The organism is Vogesella alkaliphila (assembly GCF_014652475.1).
Classification (GTDB): domain Bacteria; phylum Pseudomonadota; class Gammaproteobacteria; order Burkholderiales; family Chromobacteriaceae; genus Vogesella; species Vogesella alkaliphila.
Map to the genome: position 1 here is coordinate 69,177 of NZ_BMYW01000004.1, position 24,865 is coordinate 94,041.

Annotated in this window: 28 protein-coding genes; 8 read left to right on the forward strand and 20 right to left on the reverse strand. The window is 67.1% G+C overall.

Annotated elements, in window-relative coordinates; translation table 11 throughout:
* The first annotated feature begins 1 nt into the window (after window position 1).
* The 4 genes from narH (at window position 2) to IE100_RS07540 (ending at window position 5,197) form a co-directional block, all read left to right on the forward strand.
* Complete coding sequence (narH, locus tag IE100_RS07525) at window positions 2-1,552, forward strand: nitrate reductase subunit beta (protein ID WP_189373493.1); 1,551 nt, start codon at window positions 2-4, stop codon at window positions 1,550-1,552.
* Between the two features lie 2 nt (window positions 1,553-1,554).
* Entirely contained in the window at window positions 1,555-2,217 is a 663-nt protein-coding gene (narJ, locus tag IE100_RS07530) for a nitrate reductase molybdenum cofactor assembly chaperone (protein WP_189373494.1), read from the forward strand.
* 57 nt (window positions 2,218-2,274) lie between these two features.
* On the forward strand, window positions 2,275-2,961 hold the full coding sequence (gene narI, locus IE100_RS07535) for a respiratory nitrate reductase subunit gamma (RefSeq protein ID WP_189373495.1): 687 nt from the start codon (window positions 2,275-2,277) through the stop codon (window positions 2,959-2,961).
* Between the two features lie 250 nt (window positions 2,962-3,211).
* Complete coding sequence (locus IE100_RS07540) at window positions 3,212-5,197, forward strand: methyl-accepting chemotaxis protein (RefSeq protein ID WP_189373496.1); 1,986 nt, start codon at window positions 3,212-3,214, stop codon at window positions 5,195-5,197.
* 85 nt (window positions 5,198-5,282) lie between these two features.
* Here the strand turns inward: IE100_RS07540 and IE100_RS07545 are convergent, their stop codons facing one another.
* The 14 genes from IE100_RS07545 to moaC all read right to left on the reverse strand — a co-directional run bounded on the left by IE100_RS07545 (window position 5,283) and on the right by moaC (window position 17,675).
* Window positions 5,283-6,212, reverse strand: coding sequence for a CysB family HTH-type transcriptional regulator (locus IE100_RS07545; protein WP_189373497.1), 930 nt, complete (start codon window positions 6,210-6,212; stop codon window positions 5,283-5,285).
* Window positions 6,209-7,285, reverse strand: coding sequence for a sulfate/molybdate ABC transporter ATP-binding protein (locus IE100_RS07550; protein WP_189373498.1), 1,077 nt, complete (start codon window positions 7,283-7,285; stop codon window positions 6,209-6,211). Before IE100_RS07550 ends, IE100_RS07545 begins: the two co-directional genes overlap by 4 nt.
* Before the next feature lie 78 nt (window positions 7,286-7,363).
* Window positions 7,364-8,245 carry a sulfate ABC transporter permease subunit CysW gene (gene cysW / locus IE100_RS07555; RefSeq protein WP_189373499.1) on the reverse strand — a complete coding sequence of 294 codons (882 nt, stop codon included), beginning with the start codon at window positions 8,243-8,245 and terminating at the stop codon, window positions 7,364-7,366.
* Complete coding sequence (gene cysT, locus IE100_RS07560) at window positions 8,245-9,084, reverse strand: sulfate ABC transporter permease subunit CysT (RefSeq protein ID WP_189373500.1); 840 nt, start codon at window positions 9,082-9,084, stop codon at window positions 8,245-8,247. The genes cysW and cysT overlap by 1 nt, the downstream gene beginning before the upstream one ends.
* Window positions 9,085-9,353: 269 nt before the next feature.
* Window positions 9,354-9,851, reverse strand: a complete 498-nt coding sequence (locus tag IE100_RS07565; protein ID WP_189373501.1) for a hypothetical protein — start codon at window positions 9,849-9,851, stop codon at window positions 9,354-9,356.
* Window positions 9,829-10,827, reverse strand: coding sequence for a sulfate ABC transporter substrate-binding protein (locus tag IE100_RS07570; protein WP_229800276.1), 999 nt, complete (start codon window positions 10,825-10,827; stop codon window positions 9,829-9,831). Before IE100_RS07570 ends, IE100_RS07565 begins: the two co-directional genes overlap by 23 nt.
* Window positions 10,828-10,940: 113 nt before the next feature.
* Window positions 10,941-11,795, reverse strand: a complete 855-nt coding sequence (locus IE100_RS07575; RefSeq protein ID WP_189373502.1) for an ABC transporter ATP-binding protein — start codon at window positions 11,793-11,795, stop codon at window positions 10,941-10,943.
* Complete coding sequence (gene modB, locus IE100_RS07580; protein ID WP_189373503.1) at window positions 11,792-12,466, reverse strand: molybdate ABC transporter permease subunit; 675 nt, start codon at window positions 12,464-12,466, stop codon at window positions 11,792-11,794. The genes IE100_RS07575 and modB overlap by 4 nt, the downstream gene beginning before the upstream one ends.
* Entirely contained in the window at window positions 12,463-12,861 is a 399-nt protein-coding gene (locus IE100_RS07585; RefSeq protein WP_189373504.1) for a TOBE domain-containing protein, read from the reverse strand. The genes modB and IE100_RS07585 overlap by 4 nt, the downstream gene beginning before the upstream one ends.
* Window positions 12,858-13,601, reverse strand: coding sequence for a molybdate ABC transporter substrate-binding protein (gene modA, locus IE100_RS07590; protein WP_189373505.1), 744 nt, complete (start codon window positions 13,599-13,601; stop codon window positions 12,858-12,860). The genes IE100_RS07585 and modA overlap by 4 nt, the downstream gene beginning before the upstream one ends.
* A gap of 11 nt (window positions 13,602-13,612) precedes the next feature.
* Window positions 13,613-14,368 (reverse strand): TOBE domain-containing protein, encoded by a 756-nt coding sequence (locus IE100_RS07595; RefSeq protein ID WP_189373506.1) that lies wholly within the window; start codon window positions 14,366-14,368, stop codon window positions 13,613-13,615.
* 225 nt (window positions 14,369-14,593) lie between these two features.
* The gene (locus tag IE100_RS07600; RefSeq protein ID WP_189373507.1) at window positions 14,594-15,247 is read right to left on the reverse strand and encodes a response regulator; all 654 of its coding nucleotides are present in this window, start codon (window positions 15,245-15,247) and stop codon (window positions 14,594-14,596) included.
* Window positions 15,244-17,145: a type IV pili methyl-accepting chemotaxis transducer N-terminal domain-containing protein gene (locus IE100_RS07605; RefSeq protein WP_189373508.1), complete on the reverse strand. Its 1,902-nt coding sequence runs from the start codon at window positions 17,143-17,145 to the stop codon at window positions 15,244-15,246. Before IE100_RS07605 ends, IE100_RS07600 begins: the two co-directional genes overlap by 4 nt.
* Window positions 17,146-17,168: 23 nt before the next feature.
* Window positions 17,169-17,675 (reverse strand): cyclic pyranopterin monophosphate synthase MoaC, encoded by a 507-nt coding sequence (gene moaC, locus IE100_RS07610; RefSeq protein ID WP_189373509.1) that lies wholly within the window; start codon window positions 17,673-17,675, stop codon window positions 17,169-17,171.
* Between the two features lie 77 nt (window positions 17,676-17,752).
* Here moaC and mobB point away from each other — a divergent pair, with 77 nt between their 5' ends.
* Genes mobB through mobA form a run of 4 tightly spaced genes read left to right on the forward strand, consistent with a single transcriptional unit; the run spans window position 17,753 to window position 19,538 of the window.
* On the forward strand, window positions 17,753-18,247 hold the full coding sequence (mobB, locus tag IE100_RS07615) for a molybdopterin-guanine dinucleotide biosynthesis protein B (protein WP_189373510.1): 495 nt from the start codon (window positions 17,753-17,755) through the stop codon (window positions 18,245-18,247).
* Window positions 18,244-18,495: a MoaD/ThiS family protein gene (locus IE100_RS07620; protein WP_189373511.1), complete on the forward strand. Its 252-nt coding sequence runs from the start codon at window positions 18,244-18,246 to the stop codon at window positions 18,493-18,495. The genes mobB and IE100_RS07620 overlap by 4 nt, the downstream gene beginning before the upstream one ends.
* Window position 18,496: 1 nt before the next feature.
* The gene (locus IE100_RS07625) at window positions 18,497-18,958 is read left to right on the forward strand and encodes a molybdenum cofactor biosynthesis protein MoaE (RefSeq protein WP_189373512.1); all 462 of its coding nucleotides are present in this window, start codon (window positions 18,497-18,499) and stop codon (window positions 18,956-18,958) included.
* Window positions 18,951-19,538 carry a molybdenum cofactor guanylyltransferase MobA gene (mobA, locus tag IE100_RS07630; protein WP_189373513.1) on the forward strand — a complete coding sequence of 196 codons (588 nt, stop codon included), beginning with the start codon at window positions 18,951-18,953 and terminating at the stop codon, window positions 19,536-19,538. Before IE100_RS07625 ends, mobA begins: the two co-directional genes overlap by 8 nt.
* A gap of 273 nt (window positions 19,539-19,811) precedes the next feature.
* Here mobA and IE100_RS07635 read toward each other — a convergent pair whose 3' ends face one another.
* The 6 genes from IE100_RS07635 to fdxH all read right to left on the reverse strand — a co-directional run bounded on the left by IE100_RS07635 (window position 19,812) and on the right by fdxH (window position 24,856).
* Window positions 19,812-20,456 (reverse strand): carbonic anhydrase, encoded by a 645-nt coding sequence (locus tag IE100_RS07635; protein ID WP_120809921.1) that lies wholly within the window; start codon window positions 20,454-20,456, stop codon window positions 19,812-19,814.
* Between the two features lies 1 nt (window position 20,457).
* Window positions 20,458-21,432, reverse strand: coding sequence for a GTP 3',8-cyclase MoaA (gene moaA / locus IE100_RS07640; protein WP_189373514.1), 975 nt, complete (start codon window positions 21,430-21,432; stop codon window positions 20,458-20,460).
* 176 nt (window positions 21,433-21,608) lie between these two features.
* Complete coding sequence (gene fdhE / locus IE100_RS07645) at window positions 21,609-22,478, reverse strand: formate dehydrogenase accessory protein FdhE domain-containing protein (protein ID WP_189373515.1); 870 nt, start codon at window positions 22,476-22,478, stop codon at window positions 21,609-21,611.
* Window positions 22,462-23,331 (reverse strand): formate dehydrogenase accessory sulfurtransferase FdhD, encoded by an 870-nt coding sequence (gene fdhD / locus IE100_RS07650; RefSeq protein ID WP_189373516.1) that lies wholly within the window; start codon window positions 23,329-23,331, stop codon window positions 22,462-22,464. Before fdhD ends, fdhE begins: the two co-directional genes overlap by 17 nt.
* Window positions 23,328-23,948: a formate dehydrogenase subunit gamma gene (locus IE100_RS07655; protein ID WP_189373517.1), complete on the reverse strand. Its 621-nt coding sequence runs from the start codon at window positions 23,946-23,948 to the stop codon at window positions 23,328-23,330. The genes fdhD and IE100_RS07655 overlap by 4 nt, the downstream gene beginning before the upstream one ends.
* Entirely contained in the window at window positions 23,945-24,856 is a 912-nt protein-coding gene (fdxH, locus tag IE100_RS07660) for a formate dehydrogenase subunit beta (protein ID WP_189373518.1), read from the reverse strand. Before fdxH ends, IE100_RS07655 begins: the two co-directional genes overlap by 4 nt.
* Window positions 24,857-24,865 lie beyond the last annotated feature (9 nt).

The following is a 24,865-nucleotide window of genomic DNA, read 5'->3' on the forward strand; positions in this document are numbered from 1 at the left end:
AATGAAAATCCGTGCCCAAATCGGTATGGTGCTCAACCTCGACAAGTGCATCGGTTGCCATACCTGTTCGGTAACCTGCAAGAACGTGTGGACCAGTCGCGACGGTGTCGAATACGCGTGGTTCAACAACGTCGAGACCAAGCCCGGCATCGGCTATCCCAAGGACTGGGAAAACCAGGACAAATGGCAGGGCGGCTGGGTGCGCAAGCCCAACGGCAAGCTGGAGCCGCGCCAGGGCGGCCGCCTGAAGATCCTCGCCAACGTGTTCGCCAACCCGAACCTGCCGGCGATCGACGAGTACTACGAGCCGTTCACCTACGACTACGAGCATCTGCAGAACGCGCCGGAAATGATCACGCCGCCGACCGCGCGCCCGGTGTCGGTGCTGACCGGCAAGAAGATGGACAAGATCGAGTGGGGCCCGAACTGGGAAGACGACCTGGGCGGCGAGTTCAGCAAGCGTTCCAAGGACGCGCTGTTCGAAGGCATCCAGAAGGAGATGTACTCGGCGTTCGAGAACACCTTCATGATGTACCTGCCGCGCCTGTGCGAGCACTGCCTGAACCCGGCCTGTGTCGCCAGCTGCCCGTCCGGCTCCATCTACAAGCGTGAAGACGACGGCATCGTGCTGATCGACCAGGACAAGTGCCGCGGCTGGCGCATGTGCGTGTCGGGCTGCCCGTACAAGAAGATCTACTACAACTGGACCACCGGCAAGGCCGAGAAGTGCATCTTCTGCTACCCGCGTATCGAAGCCGGCCAGCCGACAGTGTGCTCCGAGACCTGCGTGGGCCGCATCCGCTACCTGGGCGTGCTGCTGTACGACGCCGACAAGATCGAAGCCGCCGCCAGCGTCGAAGATCCGAAGAGCCTGTACGAGGCGCAACTGGGTGTGTTCCTCGACCCAAACGCGCCGGATGTGATCGCCGAAGCCAAGAAGCAGGGCATCGCCGACAGCTGGCTGCTGGCTGCGCAGAACTCGCCGGTCTACAAGATGGCGATGGAATGGAAGGTGGCGTTCCCGCTGCACCCGGAATACCGCACGCTGCCGATGGTGTGGTACATCCCGCCGCTGTCGCCTATCCAGTCCGCGCTGGAAAACGGCCTGATCGGCGAGAACGGCATCATCCCGGACGTGAAAGACCTGCGCATCCCGATCCAGTACCTGGCCAACCTGCTGACCGCCGGCAAGGAAGAACCGGTGGTGAAGGCACTGGAAACCATGGTCGCCATGCGCCGCTACATGCGCAAGAAGAGCGTGGAGAAGGTCGTCGACGAAAGCACGCTGAAGGGCACCCATCTCAAGGCCGCGCAAGTGGAAGAGATGTACCAGGTGATGGCGATCGCCAACTACGAAGACCGCTTCGTGATTCCGTCCAGCCACAAGGAGATGGTGGAAAACACCTTCGACGACAAGGCCAGCTGCGGCTTCACCTTCGGTAACGGCTGCTCCAGCGGCACGTCCGAGCCTAGCCTGTTCGGCAAGAAGAAGGCTTCCCCCATCGTGTTCCACGACATGCGTCGCGACCGCAAGGCCAACGCCGGAGAATGAGCATGCACAACCCGATGATTTATCGTGCGCTGGCGGCGCTGCTGGGGTACCCGCAGCCCGACCTGATCGCCGCGCTGCCGGAAATCCGCGCGGTGCTGGCCGACGACGCCACCTTGGTGGCCGTGGTCGAGCCGCTGCTGCAAAGGTTGGCCGCAGGCGAGCTGATCGAGGTGCAGCAGGACTACGTGCAGATCTTCGACCGCAACCCGTCGCACTCGCTGCACCTGTTCGAGCACATCCACGGCGAGGACCGCGCCCGCGGTCAGGCGATGGTGGACCTGATCGAGGAATACAAGGCGCACGGCTTTGAGCCGGTCAGCGAAGAGCTGCCCGACTACGTGCCGCTGTTCCTGGAATTCCTGTCGCTGTGCGAGGCCGACGAAGCCAATCGCCTGCTGGGTGACGCGGTGCACGTACTGGCCCACGTCGCCGGCCGGCTGGTGGAGAGCGGCAGCGACTACGCCGGCGTGCTGCAGGCGCTGGTCTCGCTGTCGCCGGTAGCACCGGAGCCGCTGTCGGTGCCGCCGATCCGCGACATGGACGAAGCGCTGGAAACCTTCGGCCCCGGTGCCGATGGTGTCGAGCCGCTGCTGAAGCCGACGCTGCCGCACATCGCCCCGGTCAATTTCTATCCCAAGGGTAGCGGCCCGGCCGCCTGCCATTAATCCGCTGACGGTCCGGGTGGGCGCTGGCGCCCGCCCGTTGGCCGCAAGGAGAAAGACATGGACTACTTGCATCAATTCGTTTTCGGGATCTATCCCTACATCGCGCTGGCCATTTTCCTGCTCGGCAGCCTGATGCGCTTCGAGCGCGAGCAATACAGCTGGAAGAGCGAATCCAGCCAGCTCTTGCATCGCGGCAGCCTGCGCCTGGGCAACATCCTGTTCCACCTCGGCATCATCGGCCTGTTCTTCGGCCACGCCGTGGGTCTCTTGACCCCGGTGGCGGTGTGGGACGCGCTGGGCGTGACGCACAGCTTCAAGCAGGTGTTCGCGATGACCGCCGGCGGCATCATGGGCACGCTGTGCCTGATCGGCGTGCTGCTGCTGCTGCACCGCCGCTTCTCCAACGACCGCCTGACGGCCAACACCACCTGGCGCGACAAGCTGGTGCTGCTGTGGATCCTGGCCACCCTGCTGCTCGGCCTGGGGACCATCTTCGTCTCCGCCGGTCATCTGGACGGTCATGAAATGGTGCTGCTGATGACCTGGGCACAGCACATCATCACCTTCCGTGGCGATGCCGCCACCTTTGTCGCCGGCGTGTCGCCGATGTTCAAGGCGCACCTGTTCATGGGCATGAGCCTGTTCGTGATCTTCCCGTTCACCCGTCTGGTGCACGTGTGGAGCGGTTTTGGTGCCGTGAGCTACCTCGGCCGCACCTGGCAGCTGGTACGGCCGCGTCATTAACAAGCATGGTTGTTGAAAAAAGGCCTGATTTCGCAATCAGGCCTTTTTTGTGCTTAATCAACGCGGATGTTGCAGCGCACTGTAATACTGACGGCGAATCAAGCCGACCCTGTGATTGCAGTGCAGCATGTCGACTGCACAATCAATCGTCGATGCACTATGCTTGGTGCTTATCCAAAATAAGACATGACCGGGTCGCAACGGTGTACGCGCGCCTGACAAGATTTCTCTACCCACCGGAGTCCACGCCATGCTTTCCCGCCTCAGTATTGGTCACAAGCTGATCCTGCTTGTGCTGCCGTTCGGTCTGATGACCTTCTTCTTGGCCTCGACGCTGTCGTTGCAGCGCTACAGCTTCCTCGGCGACATGCAGCAAGCCAAACACCTGGTCTCGGTCTCGACGCTGGCTTCGACGCTGGTGGACACGCTGCAGGCCGAGCGCGGCCTGAGCAACGGCTACCTGAACGGGCAGGGTGCACTGCCCGCCACGCTGACCGAGGCGCGCACCAAGGCCGACACCGCGCTGAAGGCACTGGAAAGCACTGCAACGACACTGCCGGAAGGCGAGGTCAAACAGCGCGTCACCACCGTGGCCGGCGGCGTGCGCGGCCTGCTGGGCCAGCGTGGCGCCATCGACGGCCGCAGCCTGGCGGCGCCGGCCGCCTTTGCCGCCTACAGCCAGCAGATCGAGGCGCAGATCGCACTGGTTTCCAGCCTCGCCACCGCCTCCGACGAGGGCGACGTCATCCGCTTCAGCACCGCCTTGTCCAACCTGCTGTGCACCAAGGAATACGCCGGCCGCGAGCGCGGCTTCGTCAACGGCGCGCTGGCCGGCGGCGGCCTGACCCAGGCCAGCCTCGGCCAGGCCATCGGCCTGCAGGCACGCCAGGACGCCTGCGCCGGACAGCTGCTGCTGCTAGCCCCGCCGGAACTGGCGCAGTCGTTGCAGCCCTTCCTGCAGTCCGATGCCGCCGCCACCCTGAAACAGCTGCGCAGCAGCATCTACGGCGCCGAGCCGGGCACGCCGGCTAGCGTGACGCCGGAACAGTGGTTTGCCGCCACCTCGGCGCAGATCGCCCAGCTGAAAACCGCGCAGGAAAAGCTGCTGCAGCAGCTGGATGACGTGGTGGCACGGAATATCGACGAAGCCTGGCAGAGCCTGATGATCACCCTCGGCGGCACCCTGGCGCTGTCGCTGCTGCTGCTGATCGGCGGCCTGGCGGTGTACCGCAGCATCCGCAAGCCGGTGATGCGCCTGGAGCAGCTGATGACCAGCATGAGCCACAATCTGGACCTGGCGCCACGCGCGAAGCTGGAAGGCGACGACGAGATCGCGCGCATGGGGCGTGCCTTCGACGAGCTGGTCGATGCCTTTGCCGGCACCCTGAAGGTGGTGAAGAGCAATGCCCACAGCCTGATGAGCGCCGCCGAGGCGCTGCAGACGGTGTCGGCCCGCGCCGCCTCCGCCGCGGAAGCGCAAAGCGAATCGTCGACCCAGATCGCGGCGGCGGTCGAGGAAATGACCGTCGGCATCGCCTCGGTGCGCGACAACACCCACGACAACCTGGCCGTGGCGCAGCAGATGCAGCAGGGCGTCAACGCCGGCCGCGAGCGGATGCAGGAGACCACCCAGGCGATGCAGCACACCGCCGGCTCGCTGGACAGCGCCGGCGAGGTGATCGTCAGCCTGGCCGACAAGTCGCAGAGCATCCGCCAGATCATCACCGCGATCCGCGACATCGCCGACCAGACCAACCTGCTGGCGCTGAACGCGGCGATCGAGGCCGCCCGCGCCGGAGAAATGGGCCGCGGCTTCGCCGTGGTCGCCGACGAGGTGCGCAAGCTGGCGGAACGTACCGGCAAGGAAACGGTGGAAATCACCCAGCTGATCGAGGTGATCACCAACGAGACCGCCAACGCCGCCGGCCAGATGCGCACCGCGCGCACGCGCATGGAAAGCGGGCTGGACCTGGTGCAGGCTACCCTGCAGGATCTCGACGGCATTCACGACGAGGCCAACCAGACCGCGGCCAAGAGCCAGGACACCGCCGCCGCGATGCAGCAGCAGGCCTCGGCCAGCAACGAAGTCGCCGTCAACATCAGCCGCATCGCCTCGCTGGCCGAAGACAATGCGCTGATCGTCGACGAGGCGGCGGCACTGTCGGCGCAGCTGAACCAGACCGCGACCGAACTGGTGGCGCAGGTCGACCGCTTCAAGCACACCTCGCAAGCCTGAGCCGCGTTTCCCGCCCGGCAATGACAATGCGGCCAACCTTTACAAGGTTGGCCGCATTGTTTTGGGCGCGAGGTACGGACGGTCGCTAGTCCTGTGCCACCGGTGACAGTGCCCGGCGCACGGTGTCCTCGTCCAGCGCCGCCGAGCACAGCTCGATGAAGCGGTAGGCGTAGCTGCGCAGGTAGTGGCCGCGACGGATGGCGACGCGGGTGGTCTGGTGGCCGAACAGCGGCGCGCCTTCCACCACCTTGACCTGCGTATCGCGCTGCGGGTCCACCGCCATCGAGGCGATGATGCCGACGCCCAGTTCCAGCTCGACGTAGGTCTTGATCACGTCGGCGTCCAGTGCCGCCATCACGATGTCCGGCGCCAGCGCGGCGTCGGCGAAGGCGCGGTCGATCTGCGCGCGGCCGGTAAAGCCCTGGTGGTAGGTGACGATCGGGTACTCGGCCAGCGTCTCCAGCGTCAATGCCTGCTGGTGCAGCGGGTGCGCCGGCGGCGCGATCACCGCGTGGTGCCAGCTGTAGTAGGGGAAGGACACCAGTTCCGGCACCTCGGCCACCGCCTCGGTGGCGATACCGATGTCGGCCTCGCCGGCCAGCAGCAGGCGTACCAGCTCGTCCGGGCTGGCCTGGTGCAGCACCAGGTGCACCTTGGGGAAGGCCTTCTTGAACGCGGTCACCACCTTGGGCAGCGCATAGCGCGCCTGGGTGTGGGTGGTGGCGATGGTGAGCTGGCCTTCGTCGCGCTGGCTGAACTGCTCGGCCAGGCGCTTGATGTTGCCGGCGTCCAGCAGCATGCGCTCGACGATGGTCAGCAGCTCCTTGCCGGGGTCGGTGAGGCCGAGAAAGCGCTTGCCCTTGCGCACGAACAGCTCCACGCCCAGCTCGTCTTCCAGGTCCTTGATGTGCTTGGACACGCCGGACTGCGAGGTGAACAGCGCGTTGGCCACCTCGGTCAGGTTGAAGTTCTGGCGAACGGTCTCGCGGATGATGCGTAGTTGCTGGAAGTTCATGCCGCACCTGCCGTTTCGGGGTTGGCAAACACGCGCACGCTGCGCGGTTGCAGGCGTACCGGCTCGCCGGCAATCAGGCTGCCGGCCAGCGGGTGGCTGGCGGGCAGTTCGACATCGAAATGCTGGCCGGCCACGTCGTCGCGGCCTTCCAGCTCCACGCGGGTCAGCGCGCCCAGCGTCAGCACGCGGCTGACCCGCGCCGGAATGCCGTGGCCGAACTCCTGGCGCACGATGTCCAGCTCGTGCGGACGCACGAAGGCGATCACCTCGCCGTGCTGGGCATGCTGCTCGGCGGTGAGGGTGGCCTTGCCGATGGCGATGCCGCCGGCGCTGCTGCGGCCCTCGAAGCGGTTGGCCGCACCGAGGAAACCGTACACGAAGGGCGTCGCCGGCTGCTGGTAGACCTCGGCCGGGCTGCCGATCTGCTCCACGCGGCCGTGGTTCATCAGCACCACGCGGTCGGCCACTTCCAGCGCCTCTTCCTGGTCATGGGTGACGAAGATCGACGTGATGTGCAGCTCGTCGTGCAGGCGGCGCAGCCAGCGGCGCAGCTCCTTGCGCACCTTGGCGTCCAGCGCGCCGAACGGCTCGTCCAAGAGCAGCACGCGCGGCTCCACCGCCAGCGCTCGGGCCAGCGCGATGCGCTGGCGCTGGCCGCCGGACAGCTGCGCCGGGAAGCGGTCGGCCAGCCAGTCCAGCTGCACCAGTTGCAGCAGCTCGTGCACCTTGCGCTTGATTTCGCTCTCGGACGGGCGGATGCCGCGCGGCTTCATGCGCAGGCCGAAGGCCACGTTGTCGAATACCGTCATGTGGCGGAACAGCGCGTAGTGCTGGAACACGAAGCCGACCTGACGCTCGCGCACGTGGGTATCGGAGGCGTCGTCACCGTCCAGCAGCACGCGGCCGCTGTCGGCCTGCTCCAGCCCGGCGATGACCCTTAGCAACGTCGTCTTGCCGCAGCCGGACGGACCGAGCAGCGCCACCAGCTCGCCGCTGGGGAAGTCCAGCGTCAGGTTGTCGAGGGCGATGAAGTCGCCGAAAGCCTTGTGGATGTTCTGTACCTGGATGCTCATCTTGTTTCTCCGTGGCCGCGTCGCGCGCGGCCAGCTCAAATTGGGGCAAGGTTGGCCGCAACGGCCAGCCTGTCGCGATCAGTCATGCGCCTGCGCGGCGCGCCATTCGATCCAGCTCTTCACCGCCAGCGTCACCAGCGCCAGCAGCGCCAGCAGGCTGGCCACGGCGAAGGCGGCAGCGAACTGGTACTCGTTGTAGAGGATCTCCACGTGCAGGGGCAGGGTGTTGGTCTCGCCGCGGATGTGGCCGGATACCACCGATACCGCGCCGAATTCGCCCATCGCCCGCGCATTGCTGAGGATCACGCCGTACAGCAGCGCCCAGCGCACGTTCGGCAGCGTCACGTGCCAGAACACCTGCCAGCCGCGCGCGCCCAGCACCACCGCGGCTTCTTCTTCCTCGCGGCCTTGCGCCTGCAACAGTGGAATCAGCTCGCGGGCGACGAAGGGCACAGTGACGAACACGGTAGCCAGCACGATGCCCGGCACCGCGAAGATCACCTTGATGTCGTGCTCCAGCAGCCAGGGGCCGATCCAGCCGTGGCTGCTGAACACCAGCACGTAGATCAGGCCGGCCACCACCGGCGACACCGAGAAAGGCAGGTCGATCAGCGTGATCAAGAGCTGCTTGCCGCGGAAATCGAAGCGGGTGATCGCCCACGCCGCCGCCACGCCGAACACCAGGTTCAGCGGCACCGAGATCACGGCGGCCAGCAGGGTCAGCTTCACCGCCGACAGCGCATCCGGCTCCACCAGTGCGTCGAGATAGGTCTCCCAGCCCTTGGCCAGCGCCTCGGCAAACACCACCGCTAGCGGCAGCAGCAGGAACACGGCGAAGAAGGTCAGCGCCACGCCGAGGATGGTGTACTTGACCCACGGTGCCTCGCGGGTGGCCTGGCGGCTTTCCAGCAGCGCGGCGCGGTCGTGCTGGGCATACAGATTGGCAGTGATGGCGGCCATTATTCGCTCCTCCCGTTACGGCGTGCCTGCCACGCCTGCAAGCCGTTGATCGCCAGCAGCAGCAGGAACGACGCCACCAGCATCACGCTGGCAATGGCGGTGGCGCCGGCGTAGTCGTACTGCTCCAGCTTGCTGATGATCATCAGCGGGGTGATTTCCGACACCATCGGGATGTTGCCGGCGATGAAGATCACCGAGCCGTACTCGCCGACGGCGCGGGCAAATGCCAGCGCGAAACCGGTCATCAGCGCCGGCTGCAGCACCGGCAGGATCACGTGGCGGAAGGTCTGCCAGCGGTGCGCACCGAGGCTGGTGGCGGCTTCTTCCAGCTCGGTCTCCAGGTCTTCCAGCACCGGCTGCACCGTGCGCACCACGAAGGGCAGGCCGATGAACACCAGCGCCACCAGCACGCCCAGCGGCCCGAACGCCACCTTGATGCCCAGCGGCTCCAGGTACTGCCCCAGCCAGCCGTTGCCGGCGTACAGCGCGGTCAGCGCGATACCGGCCACCGCGGTGGGCAGCGCGAACGGCAGGTCCACCAGCGCGTCGACCAGCTTCTTGCCAGGGAAGCGGTAGCGCACCAGCGACCACGCCAACAGCAGGCCGAACACGGTGTTGATGGCGGCGGCCAGCAGCGCCATGCCGAAACTCAGCCGGTAGGAGGCCAGCACCCGCGGGGCGGTCACGGCGTCCCAGAACGCTTCCAGACTCAGGCTGCTGGCGCGGATGAACACCGCCGCCAGCGGAATCAGCACCACCAGCGACAGATAGGTCAAGGTAAAGCCCAGCGACAGGCCGAAGCCGGGTAACACGCGGGGCAGGGTCGGCGCTTTGGTCATGGGGCACCTCCGTCATGGGTAGTAGGCATCGCGGCATCCTGTTTTTATATAACTGCAAACAGGATATTGCCGAGGGCTTTATTCCGAAAATAAGGAATTCTTCGTTGCTTATTCACTAAGCGAAAAAGCCGGTGGCGAAACGGGGGGCGCGCTAGCAGGCAAGCCCTCAGCCGATGAGCGGCGGCCGCGGCACAGGGGGTGCAAATGGAAGCAGATCGGGAAGGGAAGAACGGGGCTCAGCCAGCGGCCGGAGCCGGGGTGCAGGCGGACTACAGGTTGCCTTGCGGCCAACCTTCCACCTGCCGGCGCAGCTGTTGCAGCAACAGGCGCAGTTCGCCGAGCGCGGCGTCGCCTTCACCGCGCAGGGTGTGCAGCCGGCTGCCCCAGCGACTGGCAAAGGCGACGGTGCTGGTCAGCCGCGGCCAGTGCGCCTGCGGCGGGTGGCAGACGGTGAGGCTGGGGAAGGGCAGCGGCGTGGCGGCGGCCAGGTCGCCGCTGGGAGACAGCAGCAGCGCGCCGAGGGCGCGCTGCGGATGGTGTGCCAGCACCGTCAGCGCCGGCAGGCACAGTTCGCCGGCGGCCAGCAGCAGCACGCTCTTGCCGTGGCCGTGCAGCCACTCGTCCAGCTCGGCCGGCCGTGCCAGCAGCAGCGCGTTCTGCTGGTGCCCGAGCCGCAGCAGGGTGTGGCCATCCGCCTCGCGGGCGTCGGCCAGCACCAGCAGCGTGCTCAGCGCGGCAGCCGGCTCAACGGGCAATGATCTGGTCAAAGATCGCTCCATCGGCGAAGTGGGTCTTCTGGGCTTTTGTCCAGCCGCCGAACACCTGGTCGATGGTGAACAGCTTCACCTTGCTGAACTTGTCGGCGTACTTGGCGGCCACCTTGGCGTCACGCGGACGGTAGTAGTTGGCCGCGGCCAGTTCCTGGCCTTGCGGGCTGTACAGGTATTGCAGGTAGGCCTCGGCCACCTTGCGCGTGCCCTTCTTGTCGACCACCTTGTCCACCACGCTCACCGGCGGTTCGGCCAGGATGGACAGCGACGGCGTCACGATGTCGAACTTGTCCGGGCCCAACTCCTTGGTGGCGAGGTAGGCTTCGTTTTCCCACGACAGCAGCACGTCACCGATGCCGCGCTGGGTGAAGCTGACCAGCGAGCCGCGGGCGCCGGAATCCAGCACCTTCACGTTCTGGAACACCTTCTTCACGAAGTCCTGCGCCTTGGCGTTGTTGCCGCCCGGCTGCTTCAGCGCGTAGCCCCAGGCCGCCAGGTAGTTCCAGCGCGCACCGCCGGAGGTTTTCGGGTTCGGCGTCACCACTTCCACGCCGGGGCGGGTCAGGTCGTTCCAGTCCTTGATGCCCTTCGGGTTGCCCTTGCGCACCAGGAACACGATGGTGGAGGTGTACGGTGACGCGTTGTTCGGCAGGCGTTTCTGCCAGTTGGCCGGGATCAGCTTGGCCTCGGTGTGCAGCGCGTCGACGTCGTAGGCGAGCGCCAGCGTCACCACGTCGGCCTCCAGGCCGTCGATCACGCCGCGCGCCTGCTTGCCGGAGCCGCCGTGCGACTGCTTGATGGTGACGGTTTCACCGGTCTTGGCCTTCCAGTGCTTGGCAAAGGCGGTGTTGAAATCCTGGTACAGCTCGCGCGTCGGGTCGTAGGACACATTCAGCAGGCTGACATCGGCGTAGGCGAAGCTGGCGCTGCCCAGCAGCAGGGCGGCGATGATCTGGCGGGACGAGAACGACATGATGGTTTCCTTGTGTGCGTGCAGTGATGACCCCACTGTAGCGGGCGCCCTTATGCAAACAAACCAAGAAAATCTGTATTGCTAATCGCGTTTGGCGATATGGGAGGAGGGGGTTAGCCCGGTTGCAGCGCGCCGGCCGACAGCCGGATGCGCTGCCCCGCGCTCAGCGTGGCGGCGTCCTGCGCGCTGAGCAGCACTTCCACCAGCTCGCCGGCGACCAGCACCGTCACCCGCCACATCACGTCGGCCGGCTGGCAGGCCAGCACCTCGCCGTGCAGCGCGACGCGACTGCTGTCGCGCGGCGTCTGCAGGAACACCTGCGCCGGCGTGCCCTGCGCGCCGATGCGGCCGTGCTCCAGCTGCAGCACCTGGTCGGCCACCGCGAAGATCTCGCCCAGGTCGTGGCTGACCATCACCGTGGTCAGCGCGAAGCGCTGGTGCATGTCACGCAACATCCGCTGCAGCTCGCGGCGCAGGCCGTGATCCAGCGCCGACAGCGGCTCGTCCAGCAACAGCAAGGTTGGCCGCATCGCCAGCGCCCGCGCCAGCGCCACGCGCTGCTTCTGGCCGCCGGACAGCTGCGCCGGACGCTGCCGCGCCAGCGCCGCCAGTCCGCACACTTCCAGCAGCTCCCGCACCAGGGCGCCATCGCCGCGCGCGGCGCCAAAGGCGATGTTGTCGGCCACGCTGAGGTGCGGGAACAGCGCGTAATCCTGGAACACCATGCCGATGCGGCGCTGCTGCACCGGCAGGCTGCGGCCACCGTGCAGCCAGTCGGCGCCGTTCACCCGCAGCCAGCCGCCATCGGCCGCTTCCAGCCCGGCCAGTAGCCGCAGCAGCGTGGTCTTGCCGGCGCCGGACGCGCCGCTGAGCACGGTGAAACTGCCGGTGGCCAGCGTGGCGGCGACGTCCAGCTGCAGCTGGCCGTTGGCGCCGTGGCGGGTCTTCTGCAGCGAAAATTCGATCATGCGATACGCTCCGCGCGGCGGCGCAACAGGTTGACCAACAACACCACGGCGAAGGAGAACGCGCACAGGATGGCGGCGTAGGCGTGGGCGGCCGGGTAGTTCAGCGCCTCGACCTCGTTGTAGACCGCGATCGACGCCACCCGCGTCACGCCGGGGATGTTGCCGCCTATCATCAGCACCAGGCCGAATTCGCCGACGGTGTGGGCAAAGCTCATCACCACGCCGGCCACCAGCGCCGGCCGCACGCAGGGCAGCTCGACGCGCAGCAGGGTGGCGAGCCGCGATTTGCCCATGGTCCAGGCCGCCTCGCGCAGGCTGGGCGGCAACCCGCTCAGCGCCGCCGCCACCGGCTGCACCATGAACGGCAGGCTGAACAGCACCGAGCCGATCACCAGCCCGGCAAAGGAAAACACCAGGTTGACGCCGAACAGCTCGCGCAGCCAGGCGCCGGGCGCATTGGCCGGCGACAGCGCCAGCAGCAGGTAGAAGCCGAGCACCGACGGCGGCAGCACCAGCGGCATCGCCACCAGCGTGTCCACCAGCGGCCGCAGCCGCGAGCGGCTGTGCGCCAGCCACGCCGCCAGCGGCAGGCCGAGCAGCAGCAGGAGCAGGGTGGTGGTCGCCGCCAGCCGCAGGGTCAGCCACAGCGGGGCGAGGTCGAGTCCGTTCATGGCGTCGGCTCCAGCAGTTGCAGCGCATTGGACTTGATCAGCGCGTACACCGTCATGCCCTCATGCAGCGCCAGCGAGTCGCAGGAGCGGCGGGTAATCACCGCGTGCAGCGTGGCACCGCCGCTGTGCAGCGTGACATCGCTGAACAGCGCGCCGTGGCGGATGGCCACGATGCGGCACGGCAGGCTGTTGCGGATGCTCAGCGTCGGGCACGGCGCGGTGGACAGCGCCACGTCCAGCTCGCGGAACAGCACCTCCACCGCTTGCCCGGCCTGCCACGGCGGCAGCGCGGCGCTGGCGAACGCGGTGCAAGGTTGGCCGCACAGCGTCAGCTCCAGCAGGTGCAGGCCGTCGGCGCTGTGCAGCGCGCGGATGGTCGCCGGCAGCCGGTTCATGGCAGACGGTAGCCGTAGCGCTGCAGGATCTGCCGCGCGGCCGGGCCGGACAGGTAGTCGAACAGCTTGCGCGCGTCCGGATTGGCCGCCGCGGGTTTCAGCAGCACCATGTCCTGCACGATGGGCTGGTGGCTGGCGGCCGGGATGTCCACCCAGCGACCCGCGCCCTTCATCTGCGGCGCCAGCACCAGCGCCTTGGCGACAAAGCCGGCCTGTGCCGCGCCGCTGACGACGAACTGCGCCGCCTGCGCGATGTTGTCGCCGCTGACCAGGCGCGGCGTGACGCTGGCGCTCAGCCGGTAGTAGTCCAGCACCCGCAGCGCCTCGCTGCCGTAGGGCGCGGTACGCGGATTGGCGATGGCGACCTTGCCGCTGCCGGCGGCCAGCCACTGCTGCCATTGTCTGGGGTTGAACTGCGGGTCTTTCGACCACAGCACCAGCGCGCCCAGCGCGTAGCTCTTGGGCGCCTGCAGCGTAAAGCCGGCCTGGGCCAGCTTCTGCGGGAACTCGTTATCGGCGGACAGGAACAGTTCGAACGGCGCGCCGTTCATGATCTGGGTGGCGATTTTGCCGGAGGAGGCGAACGACGGTTGCACCGCGATGCCGGTGTCGCGGCTGAAGCTGGCGGCGATGTCGGCAAACGCGTACTGCACGTTGGCCGCCACCGCCACCTGTACCGGCGCGGCGTTGGCGAAAGCGGCGGCGCACAGCGCCAGCAGCGACAACAGGGTAGGTTTCATCAGGTTTCCGTTCAGTCGAGTATGCCCAGAATCACGCTCTGGGACGAGAACAGCGCGCACACCGCGTCGTCCACCGCGATGGCGAGGCTGGCCAGGCTGTCGTTGTCGACCATCGCGCACAGGCTGTAGCCGCCGGGCAGGGTGACGATCACCTCGCTGTTGACCAGGCCGGCGGTGATGCGGCCAACCTTGCCCGGCAGGCGGTTGGCGATGGCGATCTGCGCCGCCGCCTGCGGCAGTGCCAGGGTGATCCACGACGCCTTGATCAGCGCGATGGCATGGCCGCCTTCGTGCAGCGCCAGCTCGTCGCAGCTTTCACGGGTGATCTGCGCCTGCAGCTGGCTGCCGCCGGGCAGGCGCAGGGTGATGGTGTCGTTGACCGCGCCGCGCTGGATGTGGCTGATTTCGCCGGCCAGCTGGTTGCGTGCCGAGGTGCGCACCGCCAGCCGGCCCAGCAGTGCCAGCGTCTGCCGCTCCTGCATGGATCCGGCCTGCAGCGCGACGCCGGTTTTCTCCCACGCGTCCAGCAGCTGTTCGCCCAGCGCGGTCAGCCGCGTGCCGCCGCCGCCCTTGCCGCCGGTCAGCCGCGCCACCAGCGGTTGCGGGCTGAGGTTGTTGATGTTGTCGATGTGCTGCCACGCCGCCTTGTAGCTGAGCTGGCACTGGCGCGCGGCGGCGCTGATCGAGCCGTGCTCGCGGATGGCGCGCAACAGCGCGATGCGCTGGCCGGTGCCCTTGCCGGCGAACGGGTGCAGCAATTCGCTCATCGCTATTCTTTCGCTATTCAAAAACGGGATAACGTTAGCGCGGAACAAGGGGCCGCGCAAGCCCCTTGTCATGACGCATCGTCTCAAAACCGGTTCAAAGTCTCGCGAGCTAGGGCGAGACAAGGCGAGAACGGCTGAGGAAGCGGAGTTGACATGGGTCAATGAGCATTCCGAAGCCGTTTTCAACGCGGTATCGCCGAAGCGCAGCAGACATTGAGCAGGTTCTCAGGCCTTGTCCAGGCCGTGCTCCACCGCGTACACCGCCGCCTGCACCCGGCTGCTCAGGCTCAGCTTGCGCAGGATGTTCTGTACGTGCACCTTGATGGTGCTTTCCGCCAGGTCCAGCGCGCGGGCGATTTCCTTGTTGCTGGCACCGGAGGCGAGGTAGCTGAGCGTTTCGCGCTCGCGCGGCGTCAGGCTGTCCAGTTCCTGGTTGCGCGGTTCGGCGGCCGGCGCGCGCAGACGCGCCACCAGCTTGGCGGTCATCTCCGGCGACAGCACGCTGTCGCCGTCCACCGCGCGGCGGATACTGCTGAGCAGGAAGTCGGCGTTGATGTTCTTCAGCAGATAGCCGCGCGCGCCGCTCTTCATGCACTCGGCGAGGTCTTCGCCGTCCTCGGACACGGTCAGCATCAGCACCGCCAGCTGCGGCTGGGTGACCAGGATCTGCGACAGCGCGTCGCGGCCGTGCATCACCGGCATGTCCAGGTCCAGCAGCACCACGTCGGGCTTGAGCTGTTCGGCCAGCTTGACGCCTTCCAGCCCGTCGGCGGCCTCGCCGATGACCTCGAAATCCGGCTGGCGTTGCAGCAGCGCCTTGAGGCCGCTGCGGAACAGGGTGTGGTCGTCGACCAGTAGGATACGGATGGCAGTACTCATGCGGCTTGTCTTTCTGTGTGCGGCAGGGTGAGGGTGACGGTGGTGCCGCCGCCCTCCCGGTTTTCGATCTGGATGCGGGCGTTGATGCGCGATGCCCGCTCTTGCATGATGGACATGCCGACGTGGCGTGCCTGGCGCGCGGCCAGCACCGCGGCGTCAAAGCCGCAGCCGTCGTCGCTGATGCGCATCACGAAGTCGTCGTGGTTGTCGATGTCGATGTCGACGCGGTGCGCCTGCGCGTGCTTGCGCACGTTGGACAGCGCCTCCTGCAGGATGAAGATCACCTGCAGCTGCTGTTCCGGGTTCAGCGGCAGGCCGTTGCCGCGCAGCTGGTACTGGGTCAGCACCCGTGCCTGCTGCTCGAAGCGCTTGAGCAGGGTGTTGACCGCGTCGGGGAAGTCTTCCTTGCTGATGCGGGTGCGGAAGTTGAGCAGCAGCTCGCGCACGTCCTCGTAGCACTCCTGCACCCCGGTCTTGATGAAAGCCAGGTTCTCGCGCGCCTGCTCGTCCTGGGTATCGCCGAGCGCGCTTTCCAGCATCTGCACCTGCAGGTTGAGGAAGGACAGCGACTGCGCGATGCTGTCGTGCAGGCCCTGCGCCATCAGGTTGCGCTCTTCCGATACCGCAAACTGGCGGTCGCGGGCGGCGAGACGCAGGTTCTCGATGGCGACGCCGAGGTGGCTGCCCAGCGTCTCGATCAGGAACTGCTCCTGCGCGCTGAGGCGGGTGTCGTCGCGGAAATAGAGGGTGAAGATGCCGACATTCTGCTGGTTGACGCGGATGTGGAAGATCGACACGCTGCGGAAACCGGCGCGCTCGCAGTGCTTCTGCTCCTTTTGCGGCAGCTCGCGGAACAGGCGGATCACCGAGCTGGGCTGCTCGACGGCGGCGCCGCAGTAGCAGCTGTCGATGTGGGCGCAGTCGTGGGTGTGGATCATGCCGTCCGGCAGACCGATCTGCGCCACCGGTTCCAGCTTGCCGCGCTTGCTGTCGACGATGCGCACGCTGGCGGCGTCGGCATTGGTCAGCTGGATCAGGCGCTCGATGAAGCCCTTGCACATGGTGTTGAGGTCGTGCGATTCGTGCAGGTAGGCGGTGACGCCGTACAGCGTGGTCAGCTGGCGGTTTTTCTCGTCCAGCGAGCGCGTCTTGTCACGCACCTTGTCTTCCAGCGTCGCGTACAGCTCCTGCAGGCGGCCGGCCATCTGGTTGAAGCCGGCGGACAGGACGGCGAATTCGTCGTTGCCGACCACCGGCACCCGGGTCGCCAGCTCGCCGTCGCGCACCTGCACGATGGCGTCGCCCAGCTCGTTCAGCGGGCGGATGATCAGCAGGAACATCAGGTACATCATGGTGATGGCGCCGATGATGGCCATCGCCATCAGCGTCATCTGGAAGAAGCGCAGCAGCGTGGTATTGCGCGCGTTGTCCTCTTCCACCAGCCGCACCAGCTTGTCGATGCGGTTGACGAAGGCGCCCAGGTCGACGCGGCTGGTATTGCGCCGCGGGTCGCGCTGCGCCTGTTCCAGTTTCGGCAGCATCTGGTGCTGCCAGTAGTTGGCGATTTCCGCCGCCTGCGAGCGCACTTCGGCGTTGTCGGGCAGGAACAGCGGCCGCGCCGGGTCGCCCTTGCGCAGTCGTGCCATGGTGTCGTTGAACAGGGCGGCTTCCTGCTGGACCTGGTCCGGGGCGGCACCTTCGCTGACCAGTAGCGCGACGCGGTAGCTGCGCATGCGCAGGCTGCCGGCGTCGTTGATGGCGGCGGCGCCGCCTTCCAGTTTCCACGACAGCACCAGGGTGTAGCCGATGGAGGTCATCGCCAGCACCAGCCAGACGATGGTCAGGATCAGCAGCTTGCTGGACAGGCTGCGTACGGAGGGTGGGGCGGGCAGGGGCATGGCTTAGGTCGTCCGGCGTATGGTCAGCAGGGAGCGCGCGGCGCAGAATCGTCGCTGTCGGCTTGCCAGTGGCCGCTCTTGCCGCCCTGTTTTTCCAGCAGGCGCACGCCGTCGATCTGCATGCCGCGGTCTACCGCCTTCAGCATGTCGTAGACGGTGAGCAGGCCGGCCATCACGCCGCTGAGCGCTTCCATTTCCACGCCGGTACGGCCCACGGTCTCGCTGGTGACGAAAATGTCCACCCGCGACAGCGCCTCATCCACGCTAAAATCGACGTTGACGCGGGTCAGCGCCAGCGGGTGGCACAGCGGAATCAGGTTCGCGGTTTGCTTGGTACCCTGAATGGCGGCCAGGCGGGCGATGCTGATGACGTCGCCCTTCTTGGCGTTGCCGCCCTGCAGCAGCGCGAAGGTGGCCGGCAGCATGGTGATATGACCGGTGGCCACCGCCACGCGGCGGGTTTCCGGCTTGTCGCCGACGTCGACCATGTGGGCCTGGCCGGCGGCATTGAAGTGGGTAAGCGGATTCATCTGGATCATCGGGAGTGGAGTCTGGTTGAACGATAGCGCCGTATGGCGTAGACCACAATCCACCAAAGGGAGAGGGTATGCAAAAAGTGCTGGGCATTGCCGGCTGGTCCGGCAGTGGCAAAACCACGCTGATCGGCGCGCTGTTGCCGCGACTGGCCGCGCGCGGGCTGACGGTGTCGGTGATCAAGCACAGCCACCACGACATCGAGCTGGACGTGGCCGGCAAGGACAGCCAGCGCCACCGCGCCAGCGGCGCGCACGAGGTGATGGTGGTGTCGCCCAACCGCTTCGGCCTGTTTGCCGAGACGCCGCAAGCGTTGACGCTGGAGCAGCAGCTGTCAAGGTTGGCCGCAGTCGACCTGGTGCTGCTGGAGGGCCAGAAAACACTGCCGGTGCCGCGCATCGAGGTGCACCGCACCGCCTGCGCCAAGCCGTGGCTGTACCCGGACGACCCGTTCGTGATCGCGCTGGCCAGCGACTGCGCCGCCGAAACCGATTTGCCGCAATTGCCGCTGGACGACCACGCCGCGATTGCCGATTTTATTGCCAACTGGCTGAAGGATTCTGCATGAGCATCACGCTACTGTATTTTGGTGTCCTCAAGGACACGCTGGGCTGCAGCACGGAAACGCTGGCCTGGGACGGCGGCACCGCCGCCACCTTGCTGGACCTGCTGCGCGGCCGCGGCGAGGACTGGTCGCAGGCGCTGGCGCCGGGCAAGGTGTTCCGCCTGGTGGTCAACCAGCAGATCGTGCGCGGCGACGCGGCGATTCCGGACGGCGCCGAGGTCGGCATCCTGCCGCCCGTGACCGGGGGCTGACATGTACTGCGACATTACCGTCCAAACCGCCACCTTCGACCTTGGCGCCGAAGAGCTGGCGCTGCGCGCGCACGCCGGCGACGCCGGGGCGCTGGTGGCCTTCCAGGGCATGGTGCGCGCCCACGACGAGGCCGTGCCGCTGGCGGCGCTGTTTCTCGAACACTACCCCAGCGTGACCGAGGCCGAGATCCGCCGCATCGCCGAGCAGGCCGCCGCGCGCTGGCCGCTGAGCGCCTGCCGCGTCATCCATCGCGTCGGGGCGCTGGCGCCGGGCGAGCCCATCGTGCTGGTGATCGTCGCCGCCGGCCACCGTGCCGGCGCCTTTGCCGCCGCCGAATACCTGATGGACTATCTGAAAACGCAGGCCCCATTCTGGAAGCGCGAGGATTTTGTCGACGGCAGCAGCCGCTGGGTCGAGGCCAAGGCCAGCGACGACGCGGCATGCGAGCGCTGGCATGACTGATCACGTCGCGGTGCTGCTGCTGGCCGGGGGTGAGGGCCGGCGCATGGGCGGTCAGGACAAGGGGCTGCTGCCGTGGTGCGGCCAACCCTTGTATCGCCACGTGCTGGCACGGCTGGCGCCGCAGGCCGGCTGGCTGGCGATCAGCGCCAACCGTCATCCGGACGACTACGCGGCCAGCGGCCACGACGTGTTTGCCGACGCGGCGGCCTGGCAGGGCATGGGGCCGCTGGCTGGGGTCGCCACCCTGGCGGACAAGCTGCCGGACGGCATCGACTACGTGCAGCTGGTGCCGTGCGACGCACCCTTGCTGCCGGCCGATCTGGTGGCGCGGCAGCTGGCCATCCTGCAGGCAGAGCGTCGCGCCGACGCCTGCTGTCCCTACACCATCAACGGGCCGCAGCCGGTGTGCGCGCTGCTGCGCCGCAGCGCGCTGGCGCGGCTGCCGGACTATCTGGCTAGCGGTAGCCGCAGCCTGCGCGGCTTTCTCGCGCTGCTGGATTGCCGCATCGTCAACTTCGACGATACCCGCGCCTTCAGCAATCTCAACGATCCGCAGTCGCTGGCCAGTCTCGGCCAGTAGGCAAGTGCAGTCAGTCCGCAAAGCATTGCGGCCAACCTTGTGCAAGGTTGGCCGCAATACTTTGCAGGCGCCGGTTGACCGCCTGTCCCAATGCCGGGCGTTGGCGGTGACTTGCTGCCTGGCTTGTGCCAGATGCGCCCTGGATAACGTGCCGGTGGTGATTGCATCACGATCAAGACCGGGGCCGATGGCGATCCGAGAGGTCCTTGATTCCAGCGGCAGATGCAAAAAATGGCGCCACGAGGGCGCCATATCGCATGCGAGGAACGGGATTTATTGCTGGCCGAGCGGGCAGACCAGCGGCACGAACTGGTTGGACGGTGCGTCCAGCCCCCACAACGTGCCGTCGTTGAGATCGAAATACCAGCCGTCGAGGGCGACTTCGCCGGCTTTCACCTTGTCGGCCAGCCACGGGTAGGTCAGCAGGTTGTTGAGCGACACCAGGATGCCGGCCTGCTCGCAACGACGCAGGCGGGTGGCCTCGTCCTCGGCCGCGTGGTGGCGATAGACCAGCTCGCGCGCCGGGGCGGCGATGTCCAGCCAGCGGGTCAGTGCACTGTCCTGGGGCGTGCTGCGCTGCATTAGTGCACGAATGCCCCCGCAACCGGCATGGCCCATCACGATGATGCGCGCCACCTGCAGGTTGAGCACCGCGAATTCCAGCGCCGCGGCGACGCTGGCGTGCTGGTTGTCCGGCGAACAGGGCGGCACCAGGTTGGCGACGTTGCGGATCACGAACATCTCGCCGGGCTGGCTACCCATCAGTGCCGGCGGGTGCACGCGCGAATCGCAACAGGCGATCACCAGCGTGACCGGGTGCTGGCCGTGGCGCAGCGCGGCGAACAGGTCGTTATCGGGAGAGAAGTACTGCTGCTGGAAACGGCGGAAACCTTCCAGCAGCGGGTCGGCCAGTGGCATGTCAGCCTCCGGTCATCGACATGAAGCGCACGATGCGCGTCGGTTGCTCGAGAAATTCGTGCTTTTCCGGTTTCAGCTCGATGGCGTCGCGGATGGCGGCCTCCAGCTCGGCGTCGCTACAGCCGGCACGCAGCAGCGGGCGCAGCTCGAAACGTTCTTCCTGACCCAGGCACATGTACAGCGTGCCATCCACCGACAGTCGCACGCGGTTGCAGCTGGCACAGAAGTGCTGCGAGATCGGGGTGATCAGGCCGAGGGTGAAGCGGCCGTCCGGCGTGCGCCAGTAGCGGGCCGGGCCGCCGCCCAGCGGCTTGTCCGACGGCAGCAGGCCAAAGCGCGGCTGCAGTTGTGCCAGCAGCTTTTGCAGGTCGAGGCCGGCGGTGTGCTGGCCGGTGCTGCCCATCGGCATCGCCTCGATCAGGCGCAGGATGAAGCCGTGCTCGATGCAGAACGCGACCATGGCTTCGATGTCGCCGTCGTTGACGCCCTGCATCGGCACCATGTTGATCTTGATGCTGTCGAAACCGACCTGGCTGGCGCTGGCGAGGCCGGACAGCACCTTGTCCAGGCAGTCGCTGCCGGTGATGCGGCTGACGCAGTCGTCGCGCAGCGAATCGAGGCTGACATTGATGCGGTTGACGCCGGCGGCGCGCAGTGCCTGCGCCTGAAGGCTGAGCTGGGTGGCGTTGGTGGTCAGCGACAGGTCGTCGACGCCGTCCAGCGCCGACAGGCTGGCGGCCAGCGCCGGCAGGTTGCGGCGCAGCAGCGGCTCGCCGCCGGTGAGGCGGAAGCGGCGGGTGCCCAGGCGGCTGAATGCGGCCACCACACGGGTGATCTCGTCGAAGGTCAGCCAGTTGCTCGGTTCCTCAAAGCCCTTGAAGCCTTTGGGGATGCAATAGGTACAGCGCAGGTCGCAGCGATCGGTGACTGAAATACGCAGGTAGTCGATGGTGCGGCCGAAACGGTCTGACAACATGCGGCGTCCTTCCGTTAAATGGGGGGTATGTCTCATTCTACTCACTAGCAAACAGCCTGCCAGCCACACAAAGCATTATCGCGGCTAGACCGTAAGAACTAGGAGGCGCCCTGACACTTGGTCGTGGCAGGGCGCCGCAGCTTACAGCGCGTGGTGAAACGGCGTGCTTGCCGGGCTCAGTCCTGGGCCGGCAGGAAGTAGGGATTGAAGCCGATGCGGCCGTAGCCGGCGTCGCCGGCGAGCAGGTCCAGCGCCAGCGACGCCACGTCGTCGGCAAAGGCGTCGGCGTTGCCATCCTGCAGGCGCGACACCACCTTCAGCGCGCCGTGACAACTGTCGCAGCACTCCAGCTCCTGCGTGCCGCGATGGGCGTGCGGCTGCTTGCGGTCCGGCTGCGGCGCGGCGGCGTCACGGCTGGCGAGGCTGCGGTACTGCAGCTGGCGGGTGTTGCCGCAGGCGACGCACTTGACGCGGCTGACGTGCCATTCGCTGGCGCACAGCGAACAGCAGACATGGCGCACGGCGTGGCCGCTGTCGCCACGGCGCAGCACGGACGCCACCGGCAGGCCGCCGCAGGCCGGGCAGCATGCAGACTCGCCGGTCGGCAGCGCGGCGACATCCTGCTGCCGCACGACGATGGTGGCCTGTACCTGCAGGGCGGCGCCGAGCAAGGGCCAGGCGGCGGCCAGCGGGCTGTGCGCGTCGTACCGGCCGTGGCGCAGCGCGTCGGCCAGCGCCTGCAGCACGGCATCGTCCAGCGCCAGCAGGCACAGCAGCGCACCGTGGCTGTCCGGCGGCAGCTCGACGTCGAGGTGGCGCTGCAGCAGCGTCAGCAACTGGCGCAGGCTGGCACTGTCGGCCACCGCGTGCTCCACCCGGGTGGCCAGGCAGGCGTGCTGGGCGCGCGCCAGCGCGGCACAGAACAGCAGGAAGTCACGCATCGGGTGGTCTGCGGCCAACGTTGTCAGGCGCTCGGCGCGGCGGCTGAACACGGTCATGCCGGCCAGGCGCAGCGTCGGGCCGGCAGTATCAAGAAACTGGGTCATGGTGGGGTCTCGTCAATTCGGGGCAGATCAGGCGCGGCAGCTGGCTGTAGGCCACCAGCCGCCCGGGGCGGGCAAAGCCGGCCAGCAGCAGGCCGCAGGATTCGGCCAGCGTCACGGCGTAGGCGGTCGGTGCCGATACCGCCACCAGCGCGGCGATGCCGGCGCTGGCGGTCTTTTGCACCATTTCGTAGCTGGCGCGGCTGGAAACCAGCACGAAGCCGTCGCCTGTGTCGATCCGCTGCCGGCGCAGCGCGCCGATCAGCTTGTCCAGCGCGTTGTGGCGGCCGACGTCCTCGCGCGCCAGCAGGATGTCGCCGTCGGCACTGCAGAAGGCGGCGCCGTGGGCGGCCCCGGTGGCGTGGTGCCACGGCTGCCAGTGCGGCAGCTCCGCCACCGCGCGGGCGACCGCGGCGGCGCGCAAGGTTGGCCGCAGCGATAGCGGCGCGATGCTCTGCGCCACCGCGTCCAGGCTGTCGACGCCACAGAGGCCGCAGCCGGTACGGCCGGCCATGCTGCGCCGGCGCTGCTTCAGCGCGGCAAAGCGGGCGCTGGCGATCTCCAGCCGCAGCTCGACACCGTGCTCGCCGGCGACGATCTCGCAGTCGTACAGCTCGCCGGGGGCGTGCAGGATGTGCTCGCTCAGCGAAAAGCCGAGCGCGAAGTCGGCCAGGTCGCAGGGCGTGGCCAGCAGCACCGCGTGCGACACGCCGTTGTACACCATCGCCACCGGCACTTCCTCGATCAGCTGGTCCTCGGCAAGGTTGGCCGCAGTCCCTGCCAGCCGCAGCACCGGCAGGTGGCGGCTGGCCGGCAGCGCGTCGATCGCCTGCGGCAACGGGCAGTGGCCGCTCATTTCTGTTTGCCCGTCACTTCGCGGTACCAGCGCGGGTGGTGCTTCTTGGCCCAGGCGTGGGTAACCACGCCTTCCACCATTGCGCGGATAGTGCCTTTCACCCAGAACGCGGCGTACACGTGCACGATGATGCTGGCGATCAGCGCGATGGCGGCGCAGGCGTGCGCCAACAGCGCGACGCGGATCAGCGGAATCGGCAAGTGGATGGCGAAGTAGGGGCGCCAGGCGATGACGCCGGACGCCAGCAGCACCAGCATGCAGGCGCACATCATCCAGAACATGCCTTTCTGGCCACCGTTGTACTTGCCGGTGTCGCCGACCTCGTGGCCCTGCATCACCGTTTTCACCGACTTCATCCACTGGATGTCGTCACGCGTCAGCAGGTTGTGGTGCCAGTAGCGGAAGAACTGCCGCGCAAAGGCGACGAACATCAGCACGCCGACAAAGGGGTGGATGATGCGCGCCAGCTGCGGCGTGCCGAACACGCCGGTGAGCCAGAAGAAGGCCGGGTAGAAAAACGCCAGCCCGGACAGCGCCAGCAGGATGAAGCAGACGGCGACCACCCAGTGGTTGATGCGTTCCGGGGCCGAGTAGCGCTGGATCAGTTGCGGTTTCATGCCTTGTCCTCCTCTTTCTCCTTGCGGCCAACGTTGGCCGCAGCCTGGCTGTCGTCCTCGTCGTCGGCGCGGTTGGGGCCGACGGTGATGTAGTGGAAGAAGCCGAACAGGCCGGCGGCGGCGATGCCGATGGTGGCCAGCGGCTTGAGCCAGCCTTTCCACAGCTGCACGGTGGGGCTGATCTGCGGGTCTTTCGGCAGCCCGGAGTACTGCTCCGGCTTGTCGGCGTGGTGCAGCACGTACATCACGTGGGTGCCGCCGACGCCCTGCGGGTCGTACAGGCCGGCGTTGTCATAGCCGCGGGTTTTCAGGTCGCTCACGCGCTGCTCCGCCACCACCTTCATGTCCTCCTTGGAGCCGAACTGGATGGCGCCGGTGGGACAGGTCTTGACGCAGGCCGGCTCCTGGCCCACCGCCACGCGGTCGGAGCACAGTGTGCACTTGTAGGCCTTGTTGTCCTTCTGGCTGATGCGCGGCACGTTGAACGGGCAGCCGGACACGCAGTAGCCGCAGCCGATGCAGTTTTCCTGGTGGAAATCGACGATGCCGTTGCTGTACTGGATGATGGCGCCCGGCGACGGACAGGCCTTCAGGCAGCCGGGGTCGGCGCAGTGCATGCAGCCGTCCTTGCGGATCAGCCACTCCAGCTTGCCGTTGCTCTCTTCCTCGGCGAAGCGCATCACCGTCCACGCGTCGGCGGAAAGGTCGGTCGGGTTGTCGTAGACGCCGATGTTGTGGCCGACTTCCTCGCGGATGTCGTTCCACTCCGAGCACGCCACCTGGCAGGCCTTGCAGCCGATACAGGTGGATACGTCGATCAGCTTGGCGATCTCGATGGTCTTGCGCGCTTGCGGGCTGGCCGTGGGGCTGGCGGAGCGGCGGGTAATGTCCAGGGATTGCAATGCCATGTCCGGCGC

What these genes read in the sequence shown, in the direction of transcription:
- narH (WP_189373493.1), top strand. Translation starts at nt 2, where the DNA reads ATGAAAATCCGTGCCCAAATCGGTATGGTGCTCAACCTCGACAAGTGC.
- narJ (WP_189373494.1), top strand. Translation starts at nt 1,555, where the DNA reads ATGCACAACCCGATGATTTATCGTGCGCTGGCGGCGCTGCTGGGGTAC.
- narI (WP_189373495.1), top strand. Translation starts at nt 2,275, where the DNA reads ATGGACTACTTGCATCAATTCGTTTTCGGGATCTATCCCTACATCGCG.
- IE100_RS07540 (WP_189373496.1), top strand. Translation starts at nt 3,212, where the DNA reads ATGCTTTCCCGCCTCAGTATTGGTCACAAGCTGATCCTGCTTGTGCTG.
- IE100_RS07545 (WP_189373497.1), bottom strand. Translation starts at nt 6,212, where the DNA reads ATGAACTTCCAGCAACTACGCATCATCCGCGAGACCGTTCGCCAGAAC.
- IE100_RS07550 (WP_189373498.1), bottom strand. Translation starts at nt 7,285, where the DNA reads ATGAGCATCCAGGTACAGAACATCCACAAGGCTTTCGGCGACTTCATC.
- cysW (WP_189373499.1), bottom strand. Translation starts at nt 8,245, where the DNA reads ATGGCCGCCATCACTGCCAATCTGTATGCCCAGCACGACCGCGCCGCG.
- cysT (WP_189373500.1), bottom strand. Translation starts at nt 9,084, where the DNA reads ATGACCAAAGCGCCGACCCTGCCCCGCGTGTTACCCGGCTTCGGCCTG.
- IE100_RS07570 (WP_229800276.1), bottom strand. Translation starts at nt 10,827, where the DNA reads ATGTCGTTCTCGTCCCGCCAGATCATCGCCGCCCTGCTGCTGGGCAGC.
- IE100_RS07575 (WP_189373502.1), bottom strand. Translation starts at nt 11,795, where the DNA reads ATGATCGAATTTTCGCTGCAGAAGACCCGCCACGGCGCCAACGGCCAG.
- modB (WP_189373503.1), bottom strand. Translation starts at nt 12,466, where the DNA reads ATGAACGGACTCGACCTCGCCCCGCTGTGGCTGACCCTGCGGCTGGCG.
- IE100_RS07585 (WP_189373504.1), bottom strand. Translation starts at nt 12,861, where the DNA reads ATGAACCGGCTGCCGGCGACCATCCGCGCGCTGCACAGCGCCGACGGC.
- modA (WP_189373505.1), bottom strand. Translation starts at nt 13,601, where the DNA reads ATGAAACCTACCCTGTTGTCGCTGCTGGCGCTGTGCGCCGCCGCTTTC.
- IE100_RS07595 (WP_189373506.1), bottom strand. Translation starts at nt 14,368, where the DNA reads ATGAGCGAATTGCTGCACCCGTTCGCCGGCAAGGGCACCGGCCAGCGC.
- IE100_RS07600 (WP_189373507.1), bottom strand. Translation starts at nt 15,247, where the DNA reads ATGAGTACTGCCATCCGTATCCTACTGGTCGACGACCACACCCTGTTC.
- IE100_RS07605 (WP_189373508.1), bottom strand. Translation starts at nt 17,145, where the DNA reads ATGCCCCTGCCCGCCCCACCCTCCGTACGCAGCCTGTCCAGCAAGCTG.
- moaC (WP_189373509.1), bottom strand. Translation starts at nt 17,675, where the DNA reads ATGAATCCGCTTACCCACTTCAATGCCGCCGGCCAGGCCCACATGGTC.
- mobB (WP_189373510.1), top strand. Translation starts at nt 17,753, where the DNA reads ATGCAAAAAGTGCTGGGCATTGCCGGCTGGTCCGGCAGTGGCAAAACC.
- IE100_RS07620 (WP_189373511.1), top strand. Translation starts at nt 18,244, where the DNA reads ATGAGCATCACGCTACTGTATTTTGGTGTCCTCAAGGACACGCTGGGC.
- IE100_RS07625 (WP_189373512.1), top strand. Translation starts at nt 18,497, where the DNA reads ATGTACTGCGACATTACCGTCCAAACCGCCACCTTCGACCTTGGCGCC.
- mobA (WP_189373513.1), top strand. Translation starts at nt 18,951, where the DNA reads ATGACTGATCACGTCGCGGTGCTGCTGCTGGCCGGGGGTGAGGGCCGG.
- IE100_RS07635 (WP_120809921.1), bottom strand. Translation starts at nt 20,456, where the DNA reads ATGCCACTGGCCGACCCGCTGCTGGAAGGTTTCCGCCGTTTCCAGCAG.
- moaA (WP_189373514.1), bottom strand. Translation starts at nt 21,432, where the DNA reads ATGTTGTCAGACCGTTTCGGCCGCACCATCGACTACCTGCGTATTTCA.
- fdhE (WP_189373515.1), bottom strand. Translation starts at nt 22,478, where the DNA reads ATGACCCAGTTTCTTGATACTGCCGGCCCGACGCTGCGCCTGGCCGGC.
- fdhD (WP_189373516.1), bottom strand. Translation starts at nt 23,331, where the DNA reads ATGAGCGGCCACTGCCCGTTGCCGCAGGCGATCGACGCGCTGCCGGCC.
- IE100_RS07655 (WP_189373517.1), bottom strand. Translation starts at nt 23,948, where the DNA reads ATGAAACCGCAACTGATCCAGCGCTACTCGGCCCCGGAACGCATCAAC.
- fdxH (WP_189373518.1), bottom strand. Translation starts at nt 24,856, where the DNA reads ATGGCATTGCAATCCCTGGACATTACCCGCCGCTCCGCCAGCCCCACG.